Origin of the sequence: Bacillus velezensis, from assembly GCF_001461825.1 — a bacterium.
Taxonomy (GTDB): Bacteria; Bacillota; Bacilli; order Bacillales; family Bacillaceae; genus Bacillus; species Bacillus velezensis.
The window spans coordinates 68,494-81,714 of the sequence record NZ_LLZC01000001.1; the positions used below are offsets into that span (position 1 = coordinate 68,494).

General features: G+C 49.1%; 11 protein-coding genes and 1 other annotated feature. Of the genes, 6 read left to right on the top strand and 5 right to left on the bottom strand.

The window, feature by feature from the left end:
- Window positions 1-13: 13 nt before the first annotated feature.
- Window positions 14-289: a hypothetical protein gene (locus AR442_RS00340; RefSeq protein ID WP_014416812.1), complete on the top strand. Its 276-nt coding sequence runs from the start codon at window positions 14-16 to the stop codon at window positions 287-289.
- A gap of 104 nt (window positions 290-393) precedes the next feature.
- The gene (gene trhO, locus AR442_RS00345; RefSeq protein WP_014416813.1) at window positions 394-1,362 is read left to right on the top strand and encodes an oxygen-dependent tRNA uridine(34) hydroxylase TrhO; all 969 of its coding nucleotides are present in this window, start codon (window positions 394-396) and stop codon (window positions 1,360-1,362) included.
- A gap of 36 nt (window positions 1,363-1,398) precedes the next feature.
- Here the strand turns inward: trhO and gltP are convergent, their stop codons facing one another.
- Window positions 1,399-2,649 carry a glutamate-aspartate/proton symporter GltP gene (gene gltP / locus AR442_RS00350; protein WP_007409006.1) on the bottom strand — a complete coding sequence of 417 codons (1,251 nt, stop codon included), beginning with the start codon at window positions 2,647-2,649 and terminating at the stop codon, window positions 1,399-1,401.
- A 370-nt stretch (window positions 2,650-3,019) separates the two neighbouring features.
- On the opposite strand from gltP, the gene AR442_RS00355 reads away from it, so the two are divergent.
- Entirely contained in the window at window positions 3,020-4,087 is a 1,068-nt protein-coding gene (locus tag AR442_RS00355; protein ID WP_029973949.1) for a branched-chain amino acid aminotransferase, read from the top strand.
- A gap of 40 nt (window positions 4,088-4,127) precedes the next feature.
- Here the strand turns inward: AR442_RS00355 and AR442_RS00360 are convergent, their stop codons facing one another.
- The 4 genes from AR442_RS00360 to AR442_RS00375 all read right to left on the bottom strand — a co-directional run bounded on the left by AR442_RS00360 (window position 4,128) and on the right by AR442_RS00375 (window position 9,152).
- Entirely contained in the window at window positions 4,128-5,531 is a 1,404-nt protein-coding gene (locus AR442_RS00360) for an amino acid permease (protein WP_161512148.1), read from the bottom strand.
- Window positions 5,532-5,644: 113 nt separating this feature from the next.
- Window positions 5,645-6,592, bottom strand: a complete 948-nt coding sequence (mmuM, locus tag AR442_RS00365; RefSeq protein ID WP_029973947.1) for a homocysteine S-methyltransferase — start codon at window positions 6,590-6,592, stop codon at window positions 5,645-5,647.
- A 115-nt stretch (window positions 6,593-6,707) separates the two neighbouring features.
- Window positions 6,708-8,144, bottom strand: a complete 1,437-nt coding sequence (locus AR442_RS00370; RefSeq protein ID WP_053285449.1) for an alanine/glycine:cation symporter family protein — start codon at window positions 8,142-8,144, stop codon at window positions 6,708-6,710.
- A 24-nt stretch (window positions 8,145-8,168) separates the two neighbouring features.
- Complete coding sequence (locus AR442_RS00375) at window positions 8,169-9,152, bottom strand: glutaminase (RefSeq protein ID WP_007409011.1); 984 nt, start codon at window positions 9,150-9,152, stop codon at window positions 8,169-8,171.
- Between the two features lie 243 nt (window positions 9,153-9,395).
- Here AR442_RS00375 and glnK point away from each other — a divergent pair, with 243 nt between their 5' ends.
- The 3 genes from glnK to AR442_RS00390 all read left to right on the top strand — a co-directional run bounded on the left by glnK (window position 9,396) and on the right by AR442_RS00390 (window position 12,853).
- Window positions 9,396-10,688 (top strand): two-component system sensor histidine kinase GlnK, encoded by a 1,293-nt coding sequence (glnK, locus tag AR442_RS00380; RefSeq protein WP_022552528.1) that lies wholly within the window; start codon window positions 9,396-9,398, stop codon window positions 10,686-10,688.
- Window position 10,689: 1 nt separating this feature from the next.
- Window positions 10,690-11,637, top strand: a complete 948-nt coding sequence (gene glnL, locus AR442_RS00385) for a glutamine utilization two-component system response regulator GlnL (RefSeq protein WP_053285448.1) — start codon at window positions 10,690-10,692, stop codon at window positions 11,635-11,637.
- A gap of 295 nt (window positions 11,638-11,932) precedes the next feature.
- On the top strand, window positions 11,933-12,853 hold the full coding sequence (locus AR442_RS00390) for a macrolide 2'-phosphotransferase (protein ID WP_053285447.1): 921 nt from the start codon (window positions 11,933-11,935) through the stop codon (window positions 12,851-12,853).
- A gap of 48 nt (window positions 12,854-12,901) precedes the next feature.
- Window positions 12,902-13,152 (top strand) — a binding site (T-box leader).
- Window positions 13,153-13,221: the final 69 nt, after the last annotated feature.

Here is a 13,221-nt window from a genome sequence, read left to right on the forward strand (position 1 = left end):
GGAAGTGAACATTATGGAAGAAAAGGATTTGGCAAAGCTGATAGAACAGTACCGGCATACAGGCGATCAGCAAATTCTTGAAGCCGTGCGGGACGCATGCCGGCCTGTCGTTGAGGCGCTCATCTCAGAACTGGCTGAAGACAGCGCCGATCTTCTGCGGACAAAAGGCCGTGAACGTTTTCCGTTTATTATCGGCAAGTATCAGACCGCGGCCGGCCTTTCGCTTGAGACCTTTTTGCGCAATACGTATCGGTTTTATTTTCAGCAGGTTTTAAAAGGCGAAGCGTGACTGGAAGAAAGAGTACGGACGGAAATGTTCATCTTTCGCCCGTTTTCCTGTATGATATAGTAGAGTGTGCGATCATTAATATAATTGAACAGGGTGTATAAATCATGGAAAAACAATATAGAGTTTTACTTTATTATAAATATGTAAAGATTGATGAGCCTGAGGAGTTCACGGCTCAGCATTTGAAGTTTTGTAAGGAGCTCGGTCTGTTAGGCCGTATTTTGATTTCTGAGGAAGGCATTAACGGTACGGTGTCCGGAACGGTTGAACAGACGGAACAATACATGAATGCGCTGAAAGCTGATCCGCGCTTTGCCGACATGCCGATCAAAATTGACGAGGCTGACGGACATGCATTCCGCAAAATGTTTGTGCGCCATAAAAAAGAATTGGTGACGCTTCGTCTCGAAGATGATGTTGATCCGAATGTCACGACGGGCAAGCATTTGAAACCGAAAGACTTTTATGAGCAAATGCAGGACCCTGACACGATCGTGATCGACGCCAGAAACGACTATGAGTATGATCTCGGTCATTTCCGCGGAGCGGTCAGACCTGATATTGAGGCGTTCCGTGAGCTGCCGGACTGGATTGAAGAGCACAAAGACATGCTTGAAGGCAAAAAAATCCTCACGTACTGCACAGGCGGCGTACGCTGTGAGAAATTTTCCGGCTGGCTGCTGAAGAAGGGCTTTGAAGACGTGTCCCAGCTTGACGGCGGTATCGTCACTTACGGTAAAGATCCTGAAGTGCAAGGGCAGCTGTGGGACGGACAGTGCTACGTGTTTGACGAAAGAATCAGCGTACCGGTCAACCGCGTAGAGCACGTTATCATCGGAAAAGATTATTTCACGGGTGAGCCGTGCGAGCGTTATGTGAACTGCGCAAATCCGGCATGTAATAAAAAAATGATCTGCACACCTGAGAATGAATACAAATACATGCGCAGCTGCAGTCACGAATGCCGTACGAACGAACGCAACATGTATGTGAAAGAGCACGAAATGACTCAGGAAGAAATCAATGAACGCCTTGCTTTGATTGAAAAAGAGGATCATGCGGCGATTGATTAATAGAAAAGACCACCAATGAGGTGGTCTTTTTTGTGTTTACATACTTTCTGTCCGGGCGGTCTGGTCTGCCGTGACGGGTCCTTTATATTTGAATGCTTTTTCCCACTTGGACACGACGATGCAGGCGACCGCATGGCCGGGCACGTTGACGCCGGTTCTCGCCATGTCCATGACGCGGTCGACACCGGCAATGATGGCGACGCCTTCCGCGGGGAGACCGACGGCATTCGCTGTCGCCAGAAGCACGACGAGTGAGCCTGACGGGACGGCGGCAATGCCTTTGCTTGTCATCACGAGGACAAGCATCATCAGAAGCTGCTGAGAAAGCGGCATCTCCACATGAAACGCCTGCGCCAGGAAAATACAGGACACCGATAAATAGAGGCTTGAGCCGTCACAGTTCAGCGATAAACCTGACGGAACCACAAAGGAGACGACCCGCTTCGGACAGCCGTATTTCTCCATCCGATCCATCAGCTGAGGCAGAATGGTTTCTGTGCTTGTCGTGGAGAAAGCGATCAAAAACAGATCCCAAATCATTTTCAGCACTTCAAAGTACTTGATTTTAAAGATAAGCCCCACGATCGGAAACAGAACGAAGAGTATCAGGAACAGCCCAAGGAACACAGTGCCGATCAGCTTCAGCATCGGAAGCAAAAGCGCGATTCCGAATTGCCCGACGGAGGCGGCCATCAGGGCGAGAACGCCGATCGGAGCGGTGACCATCACCATCTGCGTCAGTTTGAACATAATATTTGCCGTGGATTCGAAGAAACTCATGACAGGTGCGGAGGCTTTGCCGATGCCGGCTGCGGCAACACCGAATAAAATCGCGAAAAAAATGACGGCGAGAAGATCGTTTTTCGCCATGACGTCAATGATGTTAACGGGGATAATATCAAGAAGCATTTGTTTCAGGTCGACTACTTTTTCCGTATAGCCGGAAAGCTCGTGAATATCTTTTTTAGCAAGATGAGAGAGGTTAAGTCCGACTCCCGGCTTCAGCACGTTCGCCAATAACAGACCGAGCGCCAGAACAAGCGTCGTAATCACTTCGAACCAAATAATCGTTTTGATGCCGAGACTGCCCATTTTTTTCATACTGCCGCTGCCGGCGGCTCCGATGACAATGGTCGAAAACACGATCGGCACGACAATCATTTTAATCAGGCGGATAAATCCGTCTCCGACGGGCCGCAGCGCCATCCCGAAATCCGGGAAGAAATGGCCGATCAATGCTCCGATGGCTAAAGCGATCAAAATCTGGAATGCGATAAATTTTTTCAAGCGAATCCCCCTTTTACTTGCGCATTTCATACGTAATTCGTGAAGCAGGCGGCAACCACCTTCCTATCCGCCATAAATTTGTCACATTATTGACTGTGCGAAAGAAAGGATTGCTTTACATTATGTAAGCGCAATCATTTAATATGACAGAAAGTCCGCATTGAAAAAAATGAAGGAGAATAAAATAAAGTTAGATTTTCGCTTGAAAATATCAAAAATTGTGATAATTATCCTCTTATAAGTGGTATATTTGATATGATACGGTCAACTGCATTCTCATATATCTGTGCATACAAGATTCGGGACAGAGAAAACAGGCAGCTTATAAAAGACTGAAAATTTAAACAATTACAAGAAAGGTGTGCTTTTGTTGAATCAACTGATTGAAAGACGTAAGGTCACAGCAAGAAAAGAAAAACCGGATTCCGCTTCATTGGGATTTGGCAAGTACTTCACAGATTACATGTTTGTCATGGATTACGAAGAGGAGAGAGGGTGGCATGATCCGAGAATCACACCTTATGAACCGGTCCATCTGGATCCTTCCGCATCGGTTTTCCATTACGGGCAGGCCGTATTTGAAGGGCTGAAGGCTTACAGGTCAGAAGACGGCCGGGTGTTGATGTTCCGTCCTGACCAAAATATAAAACGGCTGAATAAATCGTTACGGCGAATGAGCATGCCGCCTCTTGACGAGAAGCTGGCGCTGGAGGCATTGATACAATTGGTGGAGCTGGAGCAGGAATGGATACCGATAGAAAAAGGAACCTCTTTATATATCCGTCCGTTTGTGATTGCGACTGAGCCTTCTTTAGGCGTCCGGCCTTCAAAGCGTTACAAGTTCATGGTTGTTTTGACGCCTGTCGGTTCGTACTACGGCGATCAGCTGAAACCGATCCGGATTTATGTGGAGGATGAGTATGTGCGTGCCGTCACCGGCGGAGTGGGCGACGTCAAAACGTCCGGAAATTATGCGGCCAGCTTACAGGCTCAGCGGAAAGCCGAAGAACTGGGGTATGATCAGGTGCTTTGGCTCGACGGGGTGGAAAAGAAATATGCCGAAGAGGTAGGAAGTATGAATATCTTTTTCATCATAAACGGAGAGGCCGTAACGCCGTCATTAAACGGAAGCATTCTCGGGGGCATCACACGCGCATCTGTGATAGAGCTGTTAAAAAGCTGGGGCATCCGTGTCAGGGAAGAACAGGTCGCCATTGATGACATCTATGAGGCTGCGATGAGAGGCGAGGTGTCAGAGGTATTCGGTACGGGAACCGCGGCCGTCATCTCGCCGGTCGGCGCGCTGCACATTCACGGAGAAACGATTGAGCTGAATAACGGTTTGATCGGTGAAGTGTCAGAAAGGCTCTATGAAACGATTGCCGGCATCCAAGTCGGGAAGGTGCGGGATTCGTTCAGATGGGTGGTTGAAGTATAAATGAAAAAAGAACCCTTGCGCTGCAGGGTTCTTTTTTCGGTTATTGGGATTTTACGGCTTGCACGCGGGCTCTGCTTTTCCGGTTTTTCAAGTAATAAGCGCTGTAGCAAACGGCCATAAATGCAATCCCGCAATAAAGGGCGATGGCCTGGTTCGGATCAAAAGCGATGCCGATACAGGAGGCGAGGCACAGGAGAAAGGCCGCTATCGGTACGGCCGGATATCCCGGCGTCCTGTATTTCAAGTCTGAAAGCTGGTGCCCTTCTGTAAGAAACCGTCTTCTGAACAAAAATTGCGATGCGGCGATGCTCATCCACACAGCCACTACCGCAAATCCTGAGACGGAGACGAGAACAAGATAGACTGTATCCGCTGCAACCACGCTTGACAACAACGACAGAATGCCGCCGATCATACTGAAGATCAGAGCGTTAAAAGGAATGCCTCTAGAAGTCAGTCTGGCAAAGGCGGGATGAAGCTCCCCTTCTTTAGACAGGGACCACAGCATACGTGATGACGCGTACAGCCCTGAATTGGCCGCAGACAGAAGCGCTGTTAAAATGACGAAATTCATCAGATCGGCCGCATAAGGCACGCCGACTCTGTCAAATACCGTGACGAACGGGCTTTCAATCACACCGGCTTCCTTGATGGAGATCATCCCTGACAGCACAAAAATCGTTCCGATAAAGAAAAGCGCCAGCCGCCAGACTGTGGTTTTAATGGCGCGCGGAACGGTTTTTTCCGGATCGGCGCTTTCCCCTGCGGCGATTCCGATCAATTCCGTCCCTGAAAAAGCGAAGTTTACTGAAAGCATTGTCATCAGTATCGGGAAAAAGCCATTTGGAAAAAGGCTGCCGCCATCCGTAAAGTTCGACAGCATAGGTGCGGCCTCACCGCTTTTCATCGGGACGATGCCGAACATCGCCGCTCCGCCCAATAAAATAAACAGTAAGATGGCTAAGACTTTAATGCTTGAGAACCAAAACTCCGATTCAGCAAAAAATTTCACGGAGAAGGCGTTTAATAAAAAGATGAGAAGAGCGAATACCGCACTCCACATCCAAACTGAAGTATGCGGGAACCAGCGCTGCATGAAAAGCCCGGCCGCCGTGAATTCAGAGCCCAGCGCCACCGCCCACGTCAGCCAGTACAGCCATGCGACCGTAAAGCCCGTCGCCGGCCCAATATAGGTTTTCGCATAAGTATGGAATGCGCCCGTCACGGGCATAGCTACTGACAGTTCACCAAGGCAAAGCATGACAAGATAGACGATGCCCGCGCCCAAAAGGTAAGCGAAAATGGTGCCCGCCGGACCCGCCTGATGAATGGTATACCCAGAGCTTAAAAACAGCCCCGTTCCGATCACACCTCCGAGTGATAGCATAAAGAGGTGTCTGCTTTTCATACTTCTCTGAAAATTCGTCTCGTTCTTGTTGTTCATTGTTTTCCAACTTTCTGCGAGGGCCGTTCTAATAAAAAATCTCATGCCGGCGAACGGCACGAGATTCCGGCGAACCGGCTTTTTGAATAGAATATACAAACTATTCCGATTAGTCAAGTTGTTTTTAAGGTCTTGGCCCAATCGGCAATGGCCTGAATGTCCGCAGGTTTCGTCCGGCAGCAGCCTCCGATCAGGCTCACGCCGTTTTCGTACCAGCTTTGCGCGCTTTTTCCGAAATGGTTTTCGCACGCTGCGCCTTTCCAGGTTTTTGTCACTGGGTCATATTGTTCGCCGGAGTTCGGATAGGCGATAATCGGTTTGGATGCTGACCGTTTGATTTCTTCTATCAGCGGCGGAATATGTTCAATCGGTGTGCAGTTGATGCCGATCGCTGCGATTTGGCTGCAGGAGTCAAGCAGGGCCGCGCATTCGGAAATAGGCGTGCCTTCGCTGATATGCCGTCCGTCTTTGGCGCTGAAGCTGATCCATGCATAAGTGCCGGGGAATTCCTCCAGCAGCCTTGTGATCGCTTTTGCTTCTGACAGGCACGGAATGGTCTCGCAGGCCAAAAGATCGGCGCCGGATTCTATGAGAGCTTTCATCCGGGGGCGGTGAAAGCTGATCAGCTCATCCTCCGTCAGTCCGTAATGCCCGCGATATTCTGAGCCGTCAGCGAGGCTCGCGCCGTAAGGTCCGATAGAAGCGGCGACCAAAGGTTTGGGCCGGTGTAAACGGTTTTCTTCATGCGCCCAAAATTCATCGCGTGCATGTGCGGCAAGTTCAACAGATGTCTGAATGAGACGTATCGCATCGGCTTCAGGGATGCCGCGCGCTGCAAATCCTTCGATTGTCGATTGATAACTGGCGGTGATCGCGCAATCAGCGCCGGCGGCAAAATATTCTGCATGCACCTGTTTGATCAGTTCTGGTCTCTCCAAAAGAATTTTGGCCGACCACAGATCGTCATGTAAATCACAGCCCATCCGCTCAAGCTCGGTTGCCATCGCGCCGTCTATGATCATTACCGGGTATTCATTTAATATTTGTGTAATGGGATTCATAGGCCTTCCTTTCTGACTTTACTGAAAATATATAAAAAGGGTAATGGACGCTTTTCTCTTTGTCAATGAACCGGCAGAAAAAAGGTGTTCAGGACGCTGCCCGAACACCTTTTGTTTAGGAAATGTGTTTGCCTTTCGCACTTTTCGCGATGTCTGAATACTCCCAGCATTCGATCCCGTCATCATCAGGGAGCACATCTCTGTAAAAGACGGGGTCCTTTCCGGCTTTCTTTTGCCGGACATAATCGCTCAAAGCGGCAAACGCTTTTTTCGACAGAAGGAAAATCGCGATTAAGTTCACGACCACCATTAAGCCCATGAACAAGTCAGCCATATCCCACACAAGCTGGACTTTGGAAATACAGCCGAACAGTACCATTCCGAGCACGCAGATGCGGTAAATGAACAGCCATTTTTTGTTCTGGCTTAAAAATCCGATATTGGTTTCTCCGTAATAATAGTTGCCCATCAGAGCGCTGAAGCCGAACAAAAGCATTAAGACGGCAAGGAAACCTGACGCCCACGCGCCGACATGGTCGCTCAAGGCGGCCTGAGAAAGCGCGATGCCGCTCAGGCCCGGCTGCTGATAAGCGTCTGAAAATAAAATGATAAGCGCCGTGCTTGTACAAATGACAAGCGTATCCGTCAGGACGCCGAATGCCTGAATGAGCCCCTGTTTCACCGGGTGGCTCGTCGTAGCTGTCGCCGCCGCGTTCGGAGCGCTTCCCATACCCGCTTCATTTGAGAAAATCCCGCGTCTTACACCTTGCATCAAGGCCGCACCTAAAGCGCCGCCCGCTGCCTGATCAATGCCGAACGCATTTTTTACGATTAGCGACAGAACGCCGGGCAATTGGGTGATGTTCGTCAGAATGACAAAGAAAGCGACACCGATATATAAAACGGCCAAAACGACTACGATGTATTCCGCCATTTTCGCAATTCGTTTGACGCCGCCGAAAATCACGCCGCCGAAAACCAAGATTAACATAATGCCCAATGTAAGCCGGCTGGTGCCGAACGCGTTTTGAAAGGCGACGCTGATCGTATTGGATTGAACGGAATTAAAAACAACTCCGAATGACAGTGTGATTAATACGGCGAACAGCGCGCCCATCCAGCGTTTCTTCAGGCCCTTTTCCATGTAATAGGCCGGGCCCCCGCGGAATCCGTTTTGATCTTTTACTTTATAAATTTGGGCCAGCGTGCTTTCAACAAAGCTTGAAGCCGAACCGATGACTGCGATAATCCACATCCAGAAAATAGCGCCCGGACCGCCGAGTGCGATCGCAATGGCGATTCCGGTAATATTCCCGGTTCCGACACGCGCCGCCATACTGATGCAAAATGCCTGAAACGGGGAAATGCTGTTTTTTGTCCGGGCGGCCGCGCCTTCCTTCAAAACCCGGATCATTTCCTTCAGCATGCGGACTTGCAGACCCTTTGATCTGAACGTAAAAAACAGTCCCAGAGAAAGAAGCAGTACGATTAACAGTTTTGACCATAAAAAATCATTTGCCGAGCCGATTACATTTTCAAGGAATTCCTGCATCCAATCACCTCTTGGTTCGTTTGATTAAAAAATACTGAGCTCCCACTCCTGTGCGATATGTTTCAGCAGCATGCCGCCGGTCAGGCTGTTGCCGTATTCATCAATGGCCGGACCGTAAATGCCGATGCCGCAGCCGTTATGAAAAGGCTGTTCTCTTCTGGCGCTTGGGGGAACCAATGCCATAATGCCGCCGGATACCCCGCTTTTGGCCGGGACGCCGACGAAAGCCGCATATTTGCCTGACGCATTGTACATCCCGCACGTCAGCATCAGGGCTTTGGCGAGTTTCGCGACATCTTTCGGAATGACCTGTTCCCGTCGGATCGGATGGTAGCCGTCATGCGCAAGTATCAATCCGATTAAAGCGATGTCCTCGGTTGTACCCTCCATGGCGCACTGCTTTAAATACACTTCAAGCGTTTCTTCCACATCCGCCTCGAGAAAGTTCGTTTCTTTTAAATAGTAGGCGAGCGCTCTGTTCCGATGCGCGGTCTGCCATTCAGAACGGAAGACCTCCTCGTGAATGTGAGGGCGTTTTCCTATTAATTTTTCAAAAACGGAAAATAGATATTCTAATTTATCATGCGCCGTTTCACCCGGAAGCAGCGAGGCGACGGTAATGGCGCCGGCATTGATCATCGGGTTGAAGGGCTTCCCGGGTTTATGGATTTCAAGCCGAATGATAGAATTAAACGCATCACCCGTCGGTTCCACGTCCACACGATCCAGCACGTAAGAAATGCCTCTGTTCATGCAGGCGGCAATAAAGCTGATGACTTTTGAGATGCTCTGCAATGTGAACGGGACATTCCATTCACCGGCATGAATCATTGAGCCATCCGGCTCTAATATGCAAATGCCCAGCTGAGAGTCGTTGATTTCTCCGAGGGCGGGTATATAATTTGCGCTTTTTCCATTGACGGAAAACGGTCGGTAATGCTCGACCCAATCTTGTAAAAGTGAAGCCAGTTCCTCTTTTTCAAGGCGCTCTCTGACCATATCTTTCATAACATTCCTCCTCTATTGCAAGCCTGTCCGAAGCGGAAACCGGTCTTGGAAAACGTTTTCAAAAATAGCGTGTTCCATGTTAATGTATAATGACATCTACAGAATCATACAAAATACGACAAAATCATTCTTAAAATAAGCCGATAGATTTATAAATCAGCCGGAGTGTCCCGCCATTCGGGTCTAAAGAAATTTGCGGACTGTATCGGTCTTGTTCAAAATAGACAGAAGAAGGAAGTGATTATGATCAGGCTCGACTATTTACTGAAAAAAGACGGCTATCTTTTCGCCCTTATGCTGATCACCGTGCCGCTGGCGGGGGAACTGAAATTTTACCCCCTGAATGAGGTATATCGGATCAGCTTCGGCGCCCCGGCTTTTTTCTTTTTTCTGCTGCTGCTTCGGCATGTGCCGGCAGTATTGTCAGGGCTGTTGACAGGTGCAGCCGTTGTGGCATTCCGGATCGGCCTGGCGTGCTGGGGAGGAGAGCATGCCGGCTTTACGGAGGCTTTTTTCAGCCAATATCCCAGTTTCTTTTTTTACTTTACATATGCCTGCTTGTTTTATGTGCTGAAGGTCAGGCTTTTTTGGGATCGGCCGCTGATGATCGGGTTTCTCGGTTTTCTCATTGAAATTGCGTCCGATGCCGTTGAAATGACGGTTCAGTTTTCCGGCGGCCGGCAGATTATGATGCCGGACAAGCTGGCGGATATTGCGGTTATCGCTGTTTCTCACACATTTATTGTGCTGAGTTTTTTCAACGTGATGAAGCTGCACGAATCTCAGGTCAGGGAAAAACAAACGAGAAAGCAGCATGAGCACATGCTGATGATTGTGTCTAACTTATATGAAGAAACGATTCATTTGAAAAAAACGCTGAAAACGACGGAGCATGTGACGAAAGAATCCTATCAGCTATATCGGGAAATGAGCGGGAACGACCGGGAGCTCGGGAGCCGAATGCTGCGCCTTGCGGGAGAAATTCATGAAGTGAAAAAAGACAATCAGCGAATATTCGCCGGCCTGTCGAAGCTGATTTCCAATGAGAGATTCCGGGATTACATGAATGCCGCCGCTCTGGTCGGCATCGTCATCCGAATCAATGAAAAATACGCCGAATCTTTAGGCAAGGACATTCAATTCCGGAGCGTGATTGAAGGAGAGCATCCCGATTATCACGTCTTTACCGTCTTGTCGATCTTAAATAATCTGACCGCCAATGCCGTCGAAGCCATGGGTGACAGGGGTGAGATCCGCCTCGCGCTGCGCAGGGCGGAGAGGGAGATGGCCGAATTTGAGGCGGAAGATGACGGTCCCGGCATTCCGGAAAAAATCGGAGAGGTCGTTTATGATCCCGGATTTACGTCCAAATACGATGAATTCGGCACACCTTCAACGGGCATCGGGCTTACTTACGTGAAGGAAATCGTAACTGAACTTGACGGAGACATTTCCTTTCATAACAAGCCAAAAGGCGTCATATTTACGATTAAACTGCCGGTGAAGCATTTGATTGCAGAAAGGATGAACTCATAATATGCGTTTTTTTATAGCTGATGATGACCGGGCGATCCGTTCCATTTTAAAACAGATGATCGAGGATGAGGACTTAGGCGAAGTCGTCGGTGAGGCAGAGGACGGAAGCCAGATTGAAGGGCATTATCTCCATTTTAAACAAGTCGATATTTTATTAATTGATCTGCTGATGCCGGGTCGGGACGGGATTGAGACGATCCGGCATCTTCAGGGATCGTACAACGGAAAAGCGGTGATGATATCGCAGGTGGAGGCAAAGGAAATGGTGGGAGAAGCTTATTCTCTCGGCATCGAATACTTTATCCACAAACCGATCAACAAAATCGAGATCGTCACCGTTTTGCGAAAAGTAAAAGAGCGGATTGAACTGGAAACCTCGATCGGCGATATCCAACACTCGTTAAGCCGTCTTATTCAGCGGAATGAGCCGAAAAAAAGCGGGCCGGGGGGGATGCACGAGAAATCAATCAAAGAAACAGGAAAATTTCTTTTATCGGAATTAGGCATCGTGGGAGAAAGCGGGGCGCATGACCTCATGACCGTCCTTCACTATTTATTTGAGGATGAACAGGCGGAAAGAAACATCCCGTCTTTAAAGCAGATGTTTACAAACGTCGCCATCCGGAAGCTGGGGCCTGCGGCGGCACAAGCCGAGGTTAACAGAGAAATCAAAGCCTCGGAACAGCGGATCAGAAGGGCCGTCATTCATTCGTTAAACCATTTCGCTTCATTGGGCACAACTGATTTTTCAAACCCCAAATTTGAATATTACGCCTCGAAATTCTTTGATTTCCCCGCTGTCAGCAAGAGAATGAAAGAAATGCAGGCTAAGGAAACCGTGCCGCTTTCTCCGGTTAAAGTGAATATGAAAAAATTCATTCACGTCTTCTTTTTGGAGGCGAAAGATTTACGCGAAGGATCAAAATTTGTCAGCGGAGGCATCCGGTAAGCTGATAAATAAGGTTTACATATATAAGGTTTTTGTGTAAAATAATGTTAACTAAGAAAGAACGGAGGGGTCCTGATGGCAAGTCAAAATCCGGTTTTCGCACTAATAAAATAGTGTCAATGTCTCTGCCTTGAGCGCGGAGGAAACCGGGATTGTCTGCCTGAATAAAGGAACCTGAAGTAATAATGAGGGGGCGGCGATTATGCCGCCCTCTTTTTGGCGTCTTCACATATCTCTTTCTCCTCCGCCTCAGGCGAAGCTCTGTGTCAGTAAATAAGGGAAATGGGGAAACGAAGTGACAAAACAAAGGGAAATAGAAACCGTTCTGAACATCGCAAAGGAAAATGGCTTACGGTTAAAATATGAAGGGGCGGACATAAATGAAACGGGTATGGACTTCCAAGTCGTATTTGCTGAAGATGACAGCGGCATGACATGGGTGCTCCGAAAGCCGCGCCGTCCCGATGTTATCGAAAGAGCGGCTGCAGAAAGCGGCGTTCTCGCGTTTCTCCGCAGCCATGCCGCGGTAGCAGTGCCCGATTGGCGGATTCATACACCGGAACTGATCGCTTATCCGAAACTGGACGGAATACCAGCTGCCGCAATTGATCTGGATAAGAAACAGTATGTCTGGAATATGGAACACGAGCCGCCTTCAGACGGTTTTGTCGGCTCGCTTGCCGCGGCATTAGCCGAGCTGCACGGGGCAGACCCGGATGCGGCCTTCAGATCCGGAATTGAAATCATAAAACCGGATGACGTCAGGCAAAGGGCGGCGGAATCAATGGATCATATAAAAAAAGAAATCGGGGTCTCAGAGCCGCTTTGGAAAAGATGGCAAACGTGGATAAATGACAGTTCGTACTGGCCTGATTTTTCCGCGCTGATCCATGGCGACTTGCATCCTCCGCATATTTTGATCGGCGAAAATCAGCGTGTGACGGGTCTCCTCGATTGGACGGAGGCAAAGGTTGCCGATCCGGCCAAGGATTTTGTCCTTTATCAAGTGATATTAGGAGAAAAAGAAACAAAACGGCTGATGAAGAGCTACGAAGCTGAAGGCGGGCGCGTCTGGCCGAAAATGCAGGAGCATGTGACAGAATGGCAGGCCGCTTATCCCGTGGAAACGGCGAAGTTCGCGCTTCAGACGGGGCAAGAGGAGCATATGCAAATGGCGCGGGACATGCTCGGCCTGTCCGATCCGAAAGGTTATTGACTTCCGCCGGATGACAGCGTATGATACATTTTAAAATAAAAGAACGGATGAACAATGCTGAGGAAGAGTAAGTACGCATCAGCGCGCGGGGTTCAGAGAGTCGGTGGCCGCTGTGAACCGATCCCCGTCCGGTGCCGAATGGGCTTCTGAATTGCTGCGCTGAAATGACAGTAGGCGGTGCCGGGATTCTTTCCCCGTTATCAAGAAAGGAGTATTGAAACCGTGTGTTTCTGTACTTTTTGAGAGAATGGCTCTTCAGCCGTTAATAAAGGTGGCACCGCGAAAACCTCGTCCTTTGATGGACGGGGTTTTTTTGTATTGTTAAGGAGGTGATGGCCATGGAAAGTGACTGGAGACGGACAGACAAT